Raw genomic sequence first — 17,440 nt, forward strand, 5'->3', positions numbered from 1 at the left:
GCCTGTCGGCGGTCGTTCGGGGCGGTGTCGTTCGTGACGCTGTCGTTCGTGACGCTGCTGTTCGTGATGCTGCTGTTCGTGGCACAGTTGCTCCTCGAGGGGGTGCTCCCGCGCCGCGCTGCGTGGGAACGACCCCGACTGTACCTACCGGTACAGACCGCTCACCCGGACCCCTTGGTTCCGGATCGTTCGTACAGGGAGAGAGTCATCGGAACACGGAGTACCGCCTGGGCTCGCGGCGGCTCGGTAGGTCGACGAGGCCGCATCGCCGGTGCTCTGTTCGGCGTCGCCGGTGTGCAATATCTGCTCGCGGAGGCGGCGACAGCTCTCCGGTTCGACGGCTACAGCCCATTGCAGGACACCGTCAGCGAGCTCGGGGTGCCGCAGGTGTCCGAGTGGCACGGACTGATGAACGCCTCGTTCTGCGTGTCCGCGGCGTCGGTGCTCGCGGCGGGACTCGTCGCGGCTCCCCTGCTGACGAGGGGACGGGCGCAGCTGATGCGTGGCAGTGTCCTCGCCTACGCGGTCGGGAGCGTGCTGGTTGCCGTGGTGCACACGGGCGAGGGCAACCTGCACACCCTCGGGGCGGTTCTGGCCATCGGCGCGGGAAACGTCATCGCCCTCACTGTCGGTTCTGCACGGACTGTCGGGTCGGCGCGGACTGTCGGTTCCGATGCGACGAGATTCCCGCGCTGGTACTCGCGCGCTTCCGTCGGGTTGGGGACGGTGGGGTTCGCGGCGTCGGCGTTGCTCCTCACGGGTATCGGGCCGGTCGGCGCGGTGGAGCGTGTCTCGATCTACACCTTCGTGGCGTGGGAGCTCATGACCGCGGCGACAGTGTGGAGACGGCGACGGTGGACGGAGCCGATTTCTGCCGACAGCAGAATCGGTTCGGAAGATCGAGCGGAGGGTCCGTACAGCTCCTAGCCTGGCTGCATGGCAGACGAACGAGCTATCGCGAAGGTTCTTCCGCTGCGCCCCGGCGCAGGTCGTACGCCGCCTGGTCCCGAACCGTTGGTCCGTGAGGGTATGGGCCGGGTTCTGCGACGGATCCGCACGGAGCAGGGCCGCACCTTGCAGGAGGTCTCGTCCGAGGCTCGGGTGTCGATGCCCTACCTCTCCGAGGTCGAGCGGGGACGGAAGGAAGCGTCGTCCGAGGTGCTCTCGGCTCTGTGCGGCGCGCTGGAGATCGCCCCGTCTCGCCTGCTGATGTTGACCGGGCGAGAACTCGCTGGAACGAACTCCGTCCAACGAGTCTCGCGCGGTCCCGCTCCCGTCACCATGCTCGCCGCCTGACGGAAGCCGGCGAAGTCGGTGAACTTGTCTGCAGCGCGGTCAGTTCCGATTGGTCGCGATCAGGTCGGCCAACCCGTATTCGACTGCTTCGGTGGCGGTGTAGATCCGATCGCGGTCGGTGTCCAGCCGTAGTGTCTCGGGTTTCTGACCGGTGTGATGGGCGAGTATCTTCTCCATCTCCGAGCGCACGCGCACTATCTCGTCGCGTTGCAGTGTGAGATCGGAGATGGTTCCCTCACCTCCACCCGACGGCTGGTGCAGCAGAATCCTGGCGTGGTTCAGCATGATTCGCTTACCTGGTGCTCCCGACGCCATCAGCACGCCCGCGGCCGACGCTGCCTGCCCGACGCAGAAGGTGGACACGTCGGGTTTGATGTATTCCATCGTGTCGTAGATGGCGGTCATCGCAGTGAACGATCCGCCGGGTGAATTGATGTACAAGCTGATGTCGGCGTCGGGGTTGTCCGATTCGAGATGGAAGAGCTGCGCGATGACGACGTTCGCGACGCCGTCGTCGATCTCGGTTCCGAGGAAGATGACGCGTTCGGACAGGAGTCGGCTGTAGATGTCGTAGGCGCGCTCGCCGCTGTGAGTCCGTTCGACGACGGTGGGGATCGTGTACTGGCTCATGATTGCTCGACTCCCAGTCCTACCTTGTGGTGCGGTGCCGATGGTCGTATGTCGTCGAGGGTGGTGACGATGTGGTCGATCAGGCCGTAGTCCCGAGCCTGCTGGGCCGTGAACCAACGGTCGCGTTCGCTGTCTGCCGTTACCGTGGACACGTCGTGGCCGGAGTGTTCGGCATTGAGGCTGTGCATCAATGCTTTCGTGTATTCGAGGTTCTGCGCCTGGATCTCGATGTCGACGGCGGTACCGCGGATGCCTGCGGACGGCTGGTGCATCATCACGCGGGCGTGCGGGAGGCTGTAGCGTTTTCCCTTGGTTCCCGCGGTGAGCAGGAACTGGCCCATGCTGGCTGCGAAACCCATTGCGAGGGTGGATACGTCGTTGGGTATGAGTCGCATGGTGTCCATGATCGCGAGGCCTGCGCTCACCGAACCTCCAGGCGAGTTGATGTAGAGGCTGATGTCGCGGCGAGAGTCGTTGGCGGACAACAGGAGCAGCTGAGCGCAGATCCGGCCGGCGATGGCGTCGTCGACGGCGGCTCCCAGTACGACGATGCGTTGATCGAGCAGTCGGGACGCCAGTTGGTCGTCGAACGGTGACACCGCGGCGGTGTCGCGTTCGTTCATGGTGGTGTACATGTGCATTCCTCACTCGTGAGTGTCGTCGGTCCCCATCAGGCTGCGCGGTGGGTCGGCGGGAAGGAAGGATTCTCTGCTCCGAGCAGAGATCGCTGCGGGCGTAATGCGTCTGACCAGGCGATTGGGTGTTCGGGCCCGTGGAGAGGTACGGTAGTGAAGCACCCGACGCGGGGTGGAGCAGCTCGGTAGCTCGCTGGGCTCATAACCCAGAGGTCGCAGGTTCAAATCCTGTCCCCGCTACTGAAAGAAGAACCCCCGGAAAGCATTGCTTCCCGGGGGTTCTTCCTTGTGTGCTGAATGCGCTATTGCAGGCGAAACCGAACGATGTCGCTGACGTTGTCGATGGCGTCGGTCAGGGCCTGCAATCGATCCGACGCGCCGAGAGCTTCCAGGACGTCCTGGCGGTCGGACTGGCCCATGGGAACCTGTGCAGCGAGGCGGAACAGGCGCTCCCCCGACGCGGCGGGAAGCTCCGCGAACTCGGGATCGTCCGGCGGCGTCGAGCCTTCTGCTTCGGCGAGGGTGCCGATCAGGCGATACAGCGCCCTGATCTGCTCCTGGAGTTCGGCGAACTCGGATTCGGTGACCGAATCCTCGGGATGATCGGGCCACGGCCGCACGTCGGCACGAGGGTACGGGTCGTCCTCGAGCCAGGCGTCGACTCGGATTCGTTCCCCTCCTACGCATTCCACAAGGAATCGGCCGTCGCCGATGTCCTGGTGCGCGACGATGTGCGCCCTGGTGGCGACATCGTGCCGAACGTCTCCGCCCCCGGCCTCGTGGCCACGGGCGATGAGCACCACCCCGAAGCTCGGGTCCTCGGTAGCGAGGCAGTCTCGCAGCATCTCCTGGTAGCGCGGTTCGAAGATGTGCAGAGGAAGCGGCTCACCCGGGAGCAGAACGCTTCCCAGGGGAAACATCGGAATTACTGCCACGGGTCAGTCCGACGAGGCCGGCCGCGTCGACTGCGGAATCGGTGCGAGCTCGGACACCGCTGCCGCGCCGAGGAACTGGTCGAGCACCCGGAAGAACAGATCGGGCTCGTCCAGCTGTGGGAAATGTCCTGCATCGGAGAAGATCTCGACGCGCGAGTTCGGAACCTCGCGTCGGATGTTGTCCGCGTGCGACGCCGGAATCATGCGATCCTTCCCGCCCCAGACCAGGAGCGAGGGCAGCGATTCGAACTTCTCGAAATGCTGTTTGGCGCTGACGGTTTGACCGCGCGGACCGACGACGGCGCGAGTCGACGCCAGGAAAGCGGAGCGGGAGCCGTGGTCCGCCACCGTCTTGAACGCACGCCATGTCTCGGTGGTGCTCTTACCGGGGCGCACCGGCAACCCCCATTTGCCGAGCTGAGTCACCACGTTCTCGGTGTTCTTACGAACCCAGTCCGACGCCAACACCGGCAGCACCAGTTCGCTGCCCGGCAGAGTCGCAGCCTTCAGGAACAAACTGACTTCGCGTCCCAGGCCGCCACTGCTGACGAGGGCGATCCGCTCCATGCGCTCGGGGAACAGATAGACGGTCTGCATGACGATTCCGCCGCCGAGCGAATGCCCCACCATCGGTGCCGAACGAATGTCGAGGTGGTCCAGTAGATCGCGGATGGTCGCCGAGTGCGCACTGAGCGAATAGTCGCCGGGTGGCTTGTCCGAGTCGCCATGGCCGAACAGGTCCGGTGCGATGACGCGGTACTTCTCCGACAGTCGCTCGATCTGACCTGCCCAGGACTCGTGCGAGCCCAGAAGACCGTGGACGAGGACCACAGGTGGACCGTCCCCGGCGTCGACGTATCGCAGGGTGTCCCGGTGGAACTCGACCGACTCGAGCTCGTAAGGCGACGTTCGGTCTGGCATCGATCCTCCTCGCGCAGTGTCTCTGGTCGTTCCGCCGGCTCCACTCCTGCCGACTTGGGTCGTTCCGCCGGCTCCACTCCTGCCGTCTTCGGTCAATCCGCCGGCGGCTTCGATGCCCAACGTACGCGGATCAGCGTCCTCGGGATAGTCGATGCCCCGGTGAGCTGCGATGGACGCCGTAAGTGGACGAGTGCTGGCTCGACGAGAGGAGTGTCGTCGAGCCGGGTCGAGGTGCTGCACTAGTGGATGATTCCCTCGGTTGCTCGGCGTAGCTCGTGGTCGAGGATTCGAGCGACATCCTCGGCGACCGGTTCGCGGACCATGTCGACGTGGCGTCCGTCGACGTGCGTGATGGACAACTCGCCGGTGGCTATCGCGGCCCACGACCTGCGATCGTCCGTGTTCTCCGCGGTGACGATGACGCTGACCGGACCGTTCCATGCTTTCGGACGATGGAAGCGCAGAGCGAGCGATCCGATCGCCGCGAACGCCAGCCACCTCTCGGTGGTCGAATATCGTGCGATGCCTGCAGTGGCCACGCGCGCTGCGATACCGACGCGGGTTGCGACAGTGATCTTGGGCGACGACGCCGCACCTACACCCGCCGGTGCAGCCTCGAGCGCGCTTCCGCCGGGTAAACGGTCGAGCAGGTGGCGGTACAGGCGGGGGTCGAGGAGAGTCAGTCGCGCGACGGATCTGCCGCCGGCCCGAAGCTGGTGAGCCATCTCGAGTGCGATCCATCCGCCGAGCGAGTGCCCGGCGAGAAGGTACGGGCCCGACGGCTGGATTCGCGTGATCTCTCGTACGTAGGTGCGTGCTGCTGCGCGGATGGTGCGGTCGGGAAGTGCCCGCGTGTCCATTCCCTTGGCCTGGATCACGTAGACGGGGCGGTTCGGGTCGAGGCGCCGAGCGAGCGCGGCCAGACCGACGGCGGGCACTCCGCCACCTGCGACGATGAACAGAGGCGTGAGCGAACCCGTGGTGCGGAGTGGCACTGCGATCGACTCGGCTCTCGAACGGGCCGAGTTGTCGTCGATCGACGCGAGCTTGGTGTCCACGATCGAGGCCAGACGGCGGACGCTCATGGCCCCGACCAGTTCCTCCGCCGACAGCACGATGTGGAAGGCGCGCGCGACCCCCACCGAGATCTGAGTCAGCGCAAGCGACGTAGCGCCCATGGCGGTGAAGTCGGTGTGGGACCCGATGTCGTCGATCCCGTCGACTTCGTCCCGGAGGGCGTCGTGGACGATGTTGGCGATCCACATTTCCGTCGCACCGCGCGGCGCATCCGACGCCGTGGCGGACGCGACGTCCGCGACCTGCTCCGGCAGGCGCTGTCGGTCCACTTTGCCGCGTTCGTTGCGTTCGATCGTGAGTGTGCGCGTGATGTTCCGGGGAACCATCCACGTGGGGAGTTGGTCCTGAATGCCCGCTCGGACGTAGGCACTGTCCCGTGTGTCGCTGACGAAGAACGCATCGAGGTGGGGTTCGCCGTCGATCGAGCGGGCCACGATTGCCACGTCCCGGACACCGTCGACTCCGCGGATGGCTGCTTCCACCTCGGCGGGCTCGACGAGGTATCCGCGGATCTTGACGGCGTCGTCGGCTCGGCCGAGCAGGTGCAGCTGCCCGAGCTCGTCGAATCGGCCGAGATCGCCGGTTGCGTAGCGCATGAGCGGCCCGTCGCTGGCGAAGTGTGATTCCGTCAGATCGGGGAGGCCGAGGTAACCGTCGGACAGGCATTCCGCGGAGACGCGGATCTCCCCGGCCACTCCGGCCGGTGCGAGCGTGCCCGCCTGGTCGACGACGTCGACGATCTTGCCCTTCGGGAGGGTCGTCGCGGTGAGGAAGCCCGACGGCAGGGGGCGGTCCGATCGGTACTCGCCGTACGCCACGCCGCCTGCTTCCGTGGTTGCGTACCAGTTGACGAAGGTGGCGCCGCTGCCGAGTGCGCTACGGAATCCGATGACGTCCCGCGAGTGCAGGGCTTCGCCGTAGGTGGTCACGACGCGCAGCGACGGCACGGCGTTGTCCGGGACCGGGACGATGGCGTCGGACGGGATCTCCTCTGCTCCCGCTCGGAAGCTCCGCACCAGCGAGGGGGAGCAGTGCAGTGTTGTCAGCGAGGAGCGTTCGATCCATTCGGTCAAGGTGGTGGGCAGGACGGTGCGTGGGTCCGTGCAGTAGACCGTCGCACCGCTGAGGATGCCGGCGAACAACGTGTTCAGGCCCGCACCGAAACTGACCGGCAGCGCATTGCCGACGCGATCGCGGGAGGACAGGCCGAGTGCGGAGCTGACCTCGTACGCCTTGGTCAGGCACATGCGATGACTCAGCAGCACACCTTTGGCGGCACCGGTGGAGCCCGAGGTGTAGGCGATCAATGCCGTCCGGCTGCCGGTGAGAGTGGGTAGCGGCATCGCGGAATCCTGCGTGTTCGCGAGGTCCGCCTGGTCGAGGCGGAGTGCCGCTGCCGACTCGACGATGCGGTCCGCGCGGTTGGCCGGCAAGTTGGAATCCAACGGGACCAGCGCGTGGCCCGACGCCATCACCGCGAGCATCGTGGCGATCGACTCCGACGTGGAGGCGGCTTCCACGGCGATCGGGCGAGGGTCGTCACCCGCGAGCTGGGCGATCTTTCTCGCCGACGCATAGGTGCGGTGCAGGAGTTCGTCGAACGTGACCGCCCCGTCCTCGGTGTGGACGGCGACGGCGTCGGGCACCGCGTGGGCGACCTCGCAGAGTCGGTCGAGAAGGGTGTCCCTGGTGCCGGGTTTGCACAGCGGTGCAAGCGGCGCGTGGGTTGGCGCTTCCAGCTTGTGCACCGACATGGTTGCTCCTCGAGTACGGCGTCCCTTGCGATCGCTCTACCGGGAAACCGACCCGAAAACAATCGTAAAGTCTGTTTTACTCCATACAAGGTAACCCTGCGGTCCTTTTGGCTGCAACTTCTTCGTTCGATCGACCGACGAGGCCGCCACGACCCGACTCATGGTTCCGTGATTGCCTCCAGCGGTCGGGTGCGGGCGGCGCGCACCGCGGGCCAGAGTGCCGCGAGGACTCCGACGACGGCCGAGCCGAACAGCATGGCCACTATCTGGCCCCACGGAACGGTCAGGAGACCGAGCCCCTCGTCGCGCAGAGTTCTGACGAATCCCCATCCGAAAGCCACGCCGAGGCCGAGGCCGACGATGGCACCGAAGAGCGCGATGAGCAGTGACTCCAGATAGATCGTGCGCCTGACCTGGGGGCGCTGCATGCCGACGGCCCGGAGCATTCCGATTTCACGGCGTCGTTCGACGACCGACAGAGCGAGAGTGTTGACGATTCCCAGCACGGAGATGACGACGGCGAGCGCGAGCAGCCCGTAGAGGACGGCAAGCAATGTGTCGATCTGCTGGCCCTGCGCCCCCTTGAATTCGTCGCGATCCTGGACTTGAACGACGACGAACGGCTTGGTGGCGGCTTCCAGGTCGGTCCTGAGCACGTTCAGGTCGGTTCCCGGAGCGGCGCCGACGAGCACCACGATGTCCGACCGGACGATGCTCGGAGTCACCTTCTGGTAGACGTCGTTCGAGATCATCCACTGCCCTACCAGCGGGTTGTCCTCGTAGACGGACGTGACCGTGACGGGAACCTGCTGCCCGTCGACCGACGTCATGTTCACGACCGAGCCGAGCGCCCACCCCTCGTCGCGCGACGCGGAGGACGACACAGCGATGCTGTCTCCTTGCAGCTCCGGCGACCCGGCGACGACGACGCTGTCGAACAATCCTTCCGGGCTCCCTTCGAGTGCGACGCCGAAGGCGGGCTCGTCGTCGATGTCCACCGACACCGGGTGAAGTACGGCGACACGATCGACCCCGTTCACCTCCCGTGCGGCTGCGGCGGCGCCCGTCGGAATTCCGATCGACGGTGGGCCGCTGAAGATGTAATCGGCTTCGATCCCGTTGTCGACCAGGGCGTCGACGCTTGCTTTGGCGGTGGATCCGAGAACGCCGATGACCGAGACCAGCATAAGCCCTAGCATGAGCGCAAAGGCAGTGGCAGCGGTGCGTCGGGGATTGCGAACCGAGTTGGTGCGGGCCAGGCGTCCGATCGGGCCGAACGGCCGCGTCAGAACCGAACCGAGGGCGCCGACGACGGGCCGGGACAGCGACGGTGCCGCCAGCGCGACGGCGACGATCACGGCCACGGCACCTGCGCCGACGGTCGCTGCGGCAGCGCCGCCGGTGGATTGTGCTCCGATGACGACGGCAGCGGCGCCGATCGCGCCGATCACGACGCCGATCCAGGTGCGCATGCGCAGACTGTCACCCGCGGAGGCGAACTCCTCGCGCATCGCGGCGATTGGAGGGACCTTGGCGGCACGACGTGCGGGTGCGTATGCGCTGAGCACGGTGACGACGATGCCGACGGCGAAGGCGACGACGACGGTTCGAGGTTCGAGTGCCAGTGCGCCCGAGGGCAATCCGAGGTCGAAGGCGTTGAGTAGTGCGCGTAGGCCGTAGGCGAGACCGATGCCGCCCGCGAAGCCGAGTGCGCTGCCGATGACGCCGACGACGAGTGCCTCCAGCACCACGGAGCGGCTTACCTGGCCGCGGCTGGCACCGATCGCGCGGAGCAGGGCGAGTTCGCGAACGCGCTGGGCGACGATCATCGAGAAGGTGTTGTAGATGATGAACGTGCCCACGAGCAACGCGATCGCGCCGAATGCGAGCAGGAAGTAGTTCACGAAGGACAGGGCTTGTTCGATCTCGGCCTGTGCTTCGTCCCGGACGTCGTCCGCGGTCTGCACCTTCAAGTCGGGCAGCGCGGCGGCGATCTCGTCCCTGAGCTCCGTCTGCGACGCGCCGGTTCCGGCGATGTCGTAGTACTGCACGTGCTCGCCGTCGGAGAACAGTTCGTCGGCCTGGCCCTCGGTGAACTGGATGCCGATGTACCCGCCGGATTCGGCGGCGGTGTCGTAGATACCGGTCACGGTGACGTCGACGGTGCCCTTCGACGGCACGAGGACCTGAGTGGTGTCCCCCACGCCGAGCCCGGATCGCGTGGCGCCGCCCTCGTTGATGATGATGTCGCCCGGTGCCGTGGGCGCCGAACCTGCGACGAACACAGCGTCCTCGCCGAGTCGTCGATCGGGCGGTAGGTACGCCTCGCCGATCGTCGGCGCGCCACCGGTCTGCACGGCAGCGCCCGAGGAATCGAGTACGACGATCTGACCTCCGACATACGGTGCGACCGCACGAACGTCGGGCAGGGACGAGATGACGTCGGCCGCGGAGACAGGGACGCCGCTCGAGCGTGCGTCCTCGGCGCTGACGCGGACGTCGGCGCCCTGGGCGGTGTCGGAGAAGATCGAGGAGAACGTTCGTTGCAGCGTGTCGGTGAACACGAAAGAGCCTGCAACGAAGGCGGTTCCGAGCACGACGGACAGGACGGTCAGTGCGAGTCTGACCTTGTGGGCGGCGAGATTGCGCAGTGAGACCTTGCGCATGGGGTTGGTCGCAGGCATGGTCAGGCCGTTTCCAGACGCTTCATGCGGTCGAGTACGTTCTCGGCAGTCGGGTTCGCGAGGTGGTCGATGACCGAACCGTCGGCGAGGAACACGACGCGGTCTGCGTAACTGGCGGCGCGGGGATCGTGTGTGACGATCACGACGGTCTGATCGAACTCGTCGGCGGCAGCGCGGAGGATGCTCAGCACCTCACCGGACGACCGGGAATCGAGGTTGCCGGTCGGCTCGTCGCCGAAGACGATGTCGGGTCGGCCGGCGAGCGCACGTGCGCACGCGACGCGCTGCTGCTGGCCACCGGACAGTTCGCTCGGCCGGTGGCCGAGACGGTCACGTAGGCCGAGTCGGTCGACGACGGTGTCGAGCCACTGCGGGTCGGCCTTGCGCCCCGCGATGTCCAGCGGCAACGTGATGTTCTCCAACGCCGTCAGCGTGGGCACGAGGTTGAATGACTGGAACACGAAACCGATTCTGTCCCTGCGCAGTCCGGTCATCTGCTTGTCGTCGAGATTCGTCAGCTCGGTGTCACCGATCGTGACCGTTCCCGAGGTGGCCGTGTCGAGACCTGCGAGGCAGTGCATCAGCGTCGACTTGCCCGACCCCGACGGGCCCATGATCGCCGTGAACTCGCCGCGGGCGAACTCCACCGTCACGTCCCGCAGCGCGTGGACCTGAGTGTCGCCGGAACCGTAGGTCTTGGTGAGGGCACTCGCCCGGGCGGCAGGCGCTGAACCTGCGGAACGAGCTGAGAGGCCGGTGTCAGTCATGGCATCAGTGTTTCAGTGTTTTCTGCATTTCCATATCGGGGAGACCACCCATCCGCCCCTAGTATGGAGAGATGCGCATCGGAGCACACGTTCGCGACAGTGCCGACCCGCTCGGTTCTGCGGCAAGCCTCGGGGTCGATTTCGTTCAGATGTTTCTGACCGACCCGCAGAAGTGGAACAAGCTGACACCGCATCCGCAGGGTGAGGAATTGAAGGCGAGTGACGTCGACGTCGTCGTACACAGTTCGTACGTTCTCAACGTCGCGAGCCTGAACAACCGGATCCGCATTCCGTCGCGTAAAGCGGTGATCGAGCAGGCGTCCGCTGCGGCCGACATCGGTGCCATCGGATTGGTCGTCCACGGCGGACACGTCCGCGACGGTGAGGACACCGCCAAGGGGTTCGAGAACTGGCGCAAGCTTTTCGAGCGTCAGGCCGACGACGGCGGTTTCGCGGTGCCGATCTTCATCGAGAACACCGCAGGCGGGGACTTCGCGATGGCCAGGCACTTCGACGACATCGCGCGGCTGTGGGATGCCGTCGGCGAATTCGGTGCAGGCTTCTGCCTCGACACGTGCCATGCATGGGCGGGTGGGGAGGAATTGGTCGGTGTGGTCGATCGGATCAAGGCCATCACCGGACGAATCGACCTGGTGCACTTGAACAATTCACGCGACGAGTTCGATTCCGCTCGCGACCGGCATGCAAATCTCGCCGACGGAACCATCGACGCGGATGTCCTGGTTGCAGTCGCGGAGGCGTCGGGTGCACCGGTGATTCTGGAGACTCCCGCAGAAGGTCTCGCGGCGGACGTGCAGTACCTGAAGTCGCTCTGAGGTTTCAGGTCCGAACGAATGCCGAGACGGTCTTTTCCCAGAACCGCTCGAAATCGTCGACGTCGGCGCGAGTGAAAACTCGGCTGTTCCATCGAAACTCGGCGTCGACCATGACTACTCCGTCGAGTTCGGACACACTGCACGTGACCGAGAGGTTGTGACGGAGGGGTTCGTCGTCACCGGGCGCGGCGATCGCTGCGGCGTCGGGCTCGAACGAGAACGCGATCTGCGCGCCGTGCTTGCGGGCGAGGGCGGGTGCACGCCTGGCGGTGACGTAACCCTCGCCGCCGTCCGGGACGGCGGCGATGCGGCGTCGAACTTCGGTGAGAATCGTGCCCGGCGCACCGGTCACCGGCAGCCGAACCGGGTACCGGGCAGAATCCTGCTCCACTGTGCTGCACGGAAGATCCACGAGAACTCCGGAAAAGGAGCACCGGCACCGGTCGCTCTGCCACGCGCCGACGGTGGCGGCGAGGACGGACAAAAGCGTCTCGGACGTCGGGTGCTCCGGTGCGGCCCACTGAGTGTGGGTTTCGGTGACGACGGAGGAGGAGACGGTGTCGATTCGTTCGTCGGTACGCCTGCTGCCGAAGGTGCGCTCCTCGGGCGTGAGGACAGCGACCCAGTACGGGGCCTCCACTGCAGATTGCCCGAGCATGCCGACACCACCTCGAAGTTTTCGTCTTACTGTCGCAAGCCTTACCTAACCTTGCGCCACTGTAGCCAAAGCACCGGGGATCGCCAAACGAGGGATCAGGAAAGCAGACGAGGAACGGTCGGCGCGGGAGGAAGTGCGCCGGCGTCGAGCTGGTCGAGTAGGCCTTCCGACCAGCTCAGCAGCCCGGAGATGTCGAGACCGTGAGGTGGGTCGAGTTCGTAGTCGCGGATCCGGTCGTGCCCCTGTCTCAGCAGGGACCTCGCGCCGACGACGTTGCCGCGGAGAACGTGCGTCAACCCGACGGCGAGCTGGGCGAGGCCCTGCCAGAGCCTGCGTTCCGGCTCGGGCGAGTCCTTCCACGTGCCTTCGAGGATTTCGTGCGCGTGGAACGGCATCGACGCGTCGAGCAGCTCCTGCGCTCGCGTGATGGCCTCGTCGGGAGGCAACCTCAGATCGTCGGGAATGCGTTCGACGCCGACGGCGCCCCGCGCGAGCGGCCTTCCCAGGCCGTCACGGGGGCGCCCGTTGAGCGGTTTGCCGGTGGCGTCGCGTTCACGGTCCGGCACTCTTGTCTCACACCTCGCTGGTAGATGCTTCCGCGGTTTTTCTCGGAGCCGTCGCGGCCGCCGAGTTCTCGCTCGCATGGATCGTTCGACTTGCCTTCGGATTCTGTGCAGGCTGCCGTCCGGACTGTCGCGCCGAGGTGATCGTCACGCCGATCAGGGCCAGCAGAGCGATCGCCGACACGGCAACCATCGTCAGCGATACTGCCACGTTGTCGTTGCCGAGCGCACCCACGACGGGAGCGATGATCGCGCCTGACCCGAACTGTGCCGCTCCGAGCAGTGCAGCGGCGGTGCCTGCTGCCTCACCGTGCCGTGAGAGGGCAAGGGCAGGCGCGTTGGGCATGACGAGGCCGACAGCACCGAGCACGAACCACAGCGGAATGAGGAACCCAAGGATTCCACCGACCCCGGCGACCGCGAGGATGGTCATGACCAGCGCTGCCACGACAGCCGCCGAGAGGGCGCTGATCACGATACGCACGGGCGTGAAGTGTCCGAGCAGCACGACGTTCAACTGCGAGGCGCCGATCAGTGCAATCGCTCCGAGTGCGAACACGATGGCGAACTGCTGTTCGCTGAGACCGAACTCGTCCTGAAGGACGAAGGACGATCCTGCGATGTACGCGAACATGGCCGACATCGCGAGTGCTGCGACGAGCACGAGAACGACGAACTGTCCGTCGCGGACGAGACCGCCGTAGGTGCGTACGACGGGCATGACGCCTCCACTGCGACGACGCTCGGGTGGCAGGCTCTCGCGTAGGGAGAAGACGGCGAGGATCAGCAGCGCGACGCCGAGCACGGCGAGGACGGCGAACACCCACCGCCACGTTCCGACGATGAGAATGCCGCCGCCGATCGTCGGTGCGAGCACGGGCGCCACTCCCATGACCAGCATCAGACGAGACAGAACCGTCGCGGCCGCGCGACCGGTGAAGAGGTCACGAACGACGGCCATCGCGACGACGGCCGCCGCTGCCGCGCCCAGTCCCTGCAGGCCACGGAAGAGTCCGAGTACGGCCACGTTCGGGGCGATGACACACAGAAGCGACGCGCCGATGTGCACCGCGGTGCCGACGATGAGGGGAAGGCGTCGGCCGACGACGTCGGAGAGCGGCCCGATGACGAGCTGCCCGAGCGCTAGCCCGATCAGCGTTCCGGTGAGCGTGAACTGCACTGCAGCCGCAGAAGAATTCAGGTCGTCGACGATGGACGGCAGAGCGGGTAGGTACATGTCGATCGTCAGCGGCCCGAGTGCGATCAGTGCTCCCAGCACCAGAATGATTCTCAAGCGCTCGGCAGAGGTCGGTTCTGTGGATGCCACGGCATCGGTTGCTTGCGTCACCCAAGCGTCAGCAACCGATGCCGGCGTGTTGTTCCCGACTCTGCGGAAAAGTTCCCGGTGTGGCAGAGGTTACGTAATCGTGAAGGCCGGGAGCGGAGCCCGCAGGAGTGACCAGTTCGAAGGCCTGGCCGGCTCAGATTCGTCCGGATACCTCGGTGAGCCGTGCGATCTCGTCGGAGGCGAGCGACAGACGAGGGGCGTCGAGCAGAGCGGGCAGCTGGGAGATCTTGCTGGCGCTGGCGATCGGCGCGGTGACCGTCGGCTGTGCGAGAAGCCACGCGAGTGCGACGGTGGAGATCTCCGCGTCATGGGCGTCGGCGATCTCGTCCAGTGCGGTCACGACGTCGAGGCCCTTCTCGGAGAAGTATCCCGTGGCGAGCTGCTCACGTGCCTGCCCCTCCAAGTCCTCGCGGGTGCGGTACTTGCCCGTCAGGAAGCCGGCTGCGAGCGAGAAGTACGGGAAGACACCGAGGTTGTTGTCCGTGGCCAGCGGAGCGAGTTCGGTCTCGTACTCACTGCGCGTGACGAGGTTGTAGTGCGGCTGCAGGGCGATCGGCTTGGCGAAATCGTGCTCGTCCGCGAGCGACACCCATTCGCGGATGCGATCGGCCGAGTAGTTCGAGATGGCGACGTACCGCACCTTCCCGTCCTTGACGAGTTGGTCGAACGCGGCGAGTGACTCGACGAGCGGGGTGTTCTCGTCGTCGTAGTGGGCGTAGTAGACGTCGATGTGATCGCTCTGCAGTCGTTTCAGTGATGCCTCGGCGGCCGCGGCGATGTTCTTCGGGGCCAGACCCTTGAACTCCGGGTGCTGGCTCACCTTCGTGGCGATCACGACGTCGTCGCGGTTGCCTCGTGCGGCAGTCCACTTGCCGATGATCGTCTCGGATTCACCGCCCGAGTTACCGTCGGCGAAAGCGGAATAGGAATCTGCGGTGTCGATGAAATTGCCTTCACCTGCCGTGAACGCGTCGAGGATCTCGAACGATGCTTTTTCGTCGCTCGTCCAACCGAAGGTGTTTCCGCCGAGAGCGAGGGGAAAGATGTCGAGGTTCGAATTTCCGATGGCGACCACGATGACTCCTTATCTAGGCAAACTAGTCCTGTGTGGCAACGCGGAAAGGGAGCCGAATTGTTCCGCGCGGCGCTCCGGAGGCCCTCGTGTTCCGTATCTAATGCCAGGTGTGGTCGACGAGCGGTGTGCGTGGCCCGAATTTCGGTTTGATTGCCCGGCCGCTGATCTGAAGTAGCTTGACGGCACGAAAGCGATGCGGTGCAAGCGGTTTCATGTATTCGATCATTCCGGCGTCGTCGAGGGGGCGACCGAGAAGCGACCAGCCGACCACAGCGGCCAAGTGGTAGTCGCCCACGGACAAGGCGTCGGGATCGCCGAAGGCACGTTGCGCGACTTCCGCTGCCGTCCAGATACCGACCCCGGGGACAGCCCGCAGGCGACGCGTCGCATCCGCGAACGACATCGAGGCCGCTTCCTCCATCCGCGGCGCTACCTGTGCGCATCGCACGATGGTCTTGGAACGTGCAGGATCGACGTTGGCGAGGTGGTACTCCCACGAGGGAATACGGCGCCAGACGTCCGGAGTGGGCGGAACGAACATCGGCTTCGGAGTCGGCCCAGGTGCCCGCTCGCCGAATTTCGTGACCAGCCTGCGCCACGACGAAAATGCGGACAATCCGTGTACTCGCTGCTCGAGGACTGCGGGCACCAGGGCTTCCATGACGAGTCCGGTTCGACCGAGGCGCAGATGCGGATGCTGCCGGTGAGCTTCCTTCAACGTCGGATGCTCCGGCGCGAAGCCCGACGAGTCGTCCTCACTGCCCAGTAGAGCGGGCAGAAATGCTGCGAACTCCTCGGCGCCGGGACCCCACGCCTGGCTCCGCACCGCGGTGCGCGAGACCGGAGTGAGCCGATACGTGACCGGGCCGGAGGGAAGACGCGACGCTCGCCAGACGCTGCCTGCGCTGTCCCGCTCGAATGTGGGGTCCCCCTTGCCCCTGCGTAGGTCCCGGAGGCACGCCATCGGGTCCAGCGGGGACGCCGACTCGTACACCGTCGAGACGTCACAGTCTTCGGCGGCCGATGGGAGGCCTGGCGTGGTCTTCGGGAACATCGTGCCGCCGACTTTATCCCCTCCGACCGACACGCCGGAATTGGATCAGGTCGCCGGGGCCTACGCGAATCCTCCGGCGACGGCGACGACCGTTCGGCCGGTGACACCCCCGCCGGAGATAGAACCGAGTGCACTCTCGACGTCCGACACCGGCACCTCGGTGGTGAGCGCCGACAGACGCTGCGGACGCAGCTCGGTTTCGAGCTTCTGCCACAGTGCCCGGCGCTCGTCGATGGGGAGCAGTACGGAGTCGATGCCGAGCAGAGACACGCCTCGGAGAATGAACGGCAGCACCGTCGTCGGCAACTGCGCGCCCCCGGTCAGGCCGCTCGCAGCGACAGCGCCGCCGTACCGGACCGTGCTCAGCGCATGTGCCAATGTCTTGCCTCCGACGCAGTCGACGACGCCGCCCCACTCCGCCCTACCGAGCGGACGCGGCTTGGCGTCGGGATCCTCCGGCAGCCGGCCGATGACCCGCGTTGCACCCAGCTCTGTCAGCAGTTCGGTGGCGCCCTCCTTGCCGGACGATGCGACAACTTCGTAGCCTGCGGCCGAGAGGAGGTCGACGCTGAGGGTCCCCACTCCGCCGCTGGCACCCGTCACCAACACCGGCCCGTCGGACGGAGTCACGCCCGCCGTCTGCAGTGCACGAACGCTCAGTGCCGCGGTGAAGCCCGCAGTGCCGATGGCCGCGGCGTCGCGCGTCGACAGGGTGTTCAACGGCACCACCCACTCGGCGGGAACGCGCGCGAACTCCGCGTATCCACCGTGCTGCGCAGTACCGATGTCGTACCCGTGCGCAACGACGCGCTGACCCACCTCGAACTCCGGCGACGTGGACTCCGCAACTGTTCCCGCGATGTCGATGCCAGGAACGATGGGGTACTCGCGGACGACTCCACCCTTCGGCGTGATCGCCAGAGCATCCTTGAAGTTGACCGACGAAAACTCCACCGCAATCGTCACGGACGGTCCCGACACGTCCGGCAGAAACGAAGCGTCGACGCGTTCACGCGAAAGCGTGATCCCGTCGGCTTCCCTTGCCACCAGTGCTTCGAACGACGACGGGGTGGAGTCTCCTGGTGCTGCAGTTGTCACGATTCGAGTCCTCGGTCGGTGCGAATGTGTGATCGACCCTGACGGGTGCGGTCTCGGATGCTTTCCCACACTACCCATTCGGACACCCTTACGGCCTCGAGCGGGGCTC

16 protein-coding genes and 1 tRNA gene are annotated in these 17,440 nt (G+C 65.9%); 4 read left to right on the plus strand and 13 right to left on the minus strand.

Annotation, left to right across the window (positions count from 1 at the left end):
• Positions 1-33: 33 nt before the first annotated feature.
• Positions 34-927 (plus strand): DUF998 domain-containing protein, encoded by an 894-nt coding sequence (locus ACFULT_RS02465; RefSeq protein WP_378480511.1) that lies wholly within the window; start codon positions 34-36, stop codon positions 925-927.
• A gap of 9 nt (positions 928-936) precedes the next feature.
• Positions 937-1,296 (plus strand): helix-turn-helix domain-containing protein, encoded by a 360-nt coding sequence (locus ACFULT_RS02470; RefSeq protein ID WP_037109555.1) that lies wholly within the window; start codon positions 937-939, stop codon positions 1,294-1,296.
• A gap of 39 nt (positions 1,297-1,335) precedes the next feature.
• On the opposite strand, the gene ACFULT_RS02475 is transcribed toward ACFULT_RS02470, so the two are convergent.
• Together ACFULT_RS02475 and ACFULT_RS02480 are read right to left on the minus strand one after the other, a co-directional pair.
• The gene (locus tag ACFULT_RS02475; RefSeq protein ID WP_037109552.1) at positions 1,336-1,926 is read right to left on the minus strand and encodes a ClpP family protease; all 591 of its coding nucleotides are present in this window, start codon (positions 1,924-1,926) and stop codon (positions 1,336-1,338) included.
• Complete coding sequence (locus ACFULT_RS02480) at positions 1,923-2,567, minus strand: ClpP family protease (RefSeq protein ID WP_037109549.1); 645 nt, start codon at positions 2,565-2,567, stop codon at positions 1,923-1,925. Before ACFULT_RS02480 ends, ACFULT_RS02475 begins: the two co-directional genes overlap by 4 nt.
• Before the next feature lie 160 nt (positions 2,568-2,727).
• Between ACFULT_RS02480 and ACFULT_RS02485 the strand changes: the two genes are divergently transcribed.
• A tRNA-Met gene (locus tag ACFULT_RS02485) sits at positions 2,728-2,801 on the plus strand.
• 62 nt (positions 2,802-2,863) lie between these two features.
• Here the strand turns inward: ACFULT_RS02485 and ACFULT_RS02490 are convergent.
• From ACFULT_RS02490 to ACFULT_RS02510, 5 genes are all read right to left on the minus strand, one after another.
• Positions 2,864-3,496: an LON peptidase substrate-binding domain-containing protein gene (locus tag ACFULT_RS02490; protein WP_378480512.1), complete on the minus strand. Its 633-nt coding sequence runs from the start codon at positions 3,494-3,496 to the stop codon at positions 2,864-2,866.
• Positions 3,497-3,499: 3 nt separating this feature from the next.
• Entirely contained in the window at positions 3,500-4,417 is a 918-nt protein-coding gene (locus tag ACFULT_RS02495; RefSeq protein ID WP_378480513.1) for an alpha/beta fold hydrolase, read from the minus strand.
• A gap of 239 nt (positions 4,418-4,656) precedes the next feature.
• Entirely contained in the window at positions 4,657-7,248 is a 2,592-nt protein-coding gene (locus ACFULT_RS02500) for an alpha/beta fold hydrolase (RefSeq protein ID WP_378480514.1), read from the minus strand.
• Positions 7,249-7,406: 158 nt separating this feature from the next.
• Complete coding sequence (locus ACFULT_RS02505; RefSeq protein ID WP_378480895.1) at positions 7,407-9,914, minus strand: ABC transporter permease; 2,508 nt, start codon at positions 9,912-9,914, stop codon at positions 7,407-7,409.
• A 20-nt stretch (positions 9,915-9,934) separates the two neighbouring features.
• Entirely contained in the window at positions 9,935-10,699 is a 765-nt protein-coding gene (locus tag ACFULT_RS02510) for an ABC transporter ATP-binding protein (protein ID WP_037109543.1), read from the minus strand.
• A 71-nt stretch (positions 10,700-10,770) separates the two neighbouring features.
• Here ACFULT_RS02510 and ACFULT_RS02515 point away from each other — a divergent pair, with 71 nt between their 5' ends.
• Positions 10,771-11,535 carry a deoxyribonuclease IV gene (locus ACFULT_RS02515; protein WP_037109540.1) on the plus strand — a complete coding sequence of 255 codons (765 nt, stop codon included), beginning with the start codon at positions 10,771-10,773 and terminating at the stop codon, positions 11,533-11,535.
• Between the two features lie 4 nt (positions 11,536-11,539).
• Here the strand turns inward: ACFULT_RS02515 and ACFULT_RS02520 are convergent, their stop codons facing one another.
• The 6 genes from ACFULT_RS02520 to ACFULT_RS02545 form a co-directional block, all read right to left on the minus strand.
• Positions 11,540-12,193 (minus strand): hypothetical protein, encoded by a 654-nt coding sequence (locus ACFULT_RS02520; RefSeq protein WP_094720003.1) that lies wholly within the window; start codon positions 12,191-12,193, stop codon positions 11,540-11,542.
• A 95-nt stretch (positions 12,194-12,288) separates the two neighbouring features.
• The gene (locus ACFULT_RS02525; RefSeq protein WP_094720002.1) at positions 12,289-12,759 is read right to left on the minus strand and encodes a DUF309 domain-containing protein; all 471 of its coding nucleotides are present in this window, start codon (positions 12,757-12,759) and stop codon (positions 12,289-12,291) included.
• 7 nt (positions 12,760-12,766) lie between these two features.
• Complete coding sequence (locus tag ACFULT_RS02530) at positions 12,767-14,104, minus strand: multidrug effflux MFS transporter (RefSeq protein WP_094720001.1); 1,338 nt, start codon at positions 14,102-14,104, stop codon at positions 12,767-12,769.
• A 133-nt stretch (positions 14,105-14,237) separates the two neighbouring features.
• Positions 14,238-15,179: an aldo/keto reductase gene (locus ACFULT_RS02535; protein WP_378480515.1), complete on the minus strand. Its 942-nt coding sequence runs from the start codon at positions 15,177-15,179 to the stop codon at positions 14,238-14,240.
• Positions 15,180-15,276: 97 nt separating this feature from the next.
• Complete coding sequence (locus ACFULT_RS02540; RefSeq protein ID WP_378480516.1) at positions 15,277-16,233, minus strand: DNA-3-methyladenine glycosylase family protein; 957 nt, start codon at positions 16,231-16,233, stop codon at positions 15,277-15,279.
• 60 nt (positions 16,234-16,293) lie between these two features.
• Entirely contained in the window at positions 16,294-17,331 is a 1,038-nt protein-coding gene (locus ACFULT_RS02545; protein WP_378480517.1) for an acryloyl-CoA reductase, read from the minus strand.
• Positions 17,332-17,440 lie beyond the last annotated feature (109 nt).

It is taken from the genome of Rhodococcus sp. NPDC057297, assembly GCF_042667435.1.
Classification (GTDB): domain Bacteria; phylum Actinomycetota; class Actinomycetes; order Mycobacteriales; family Mycobacteriaceae; genus Rhodococcoides.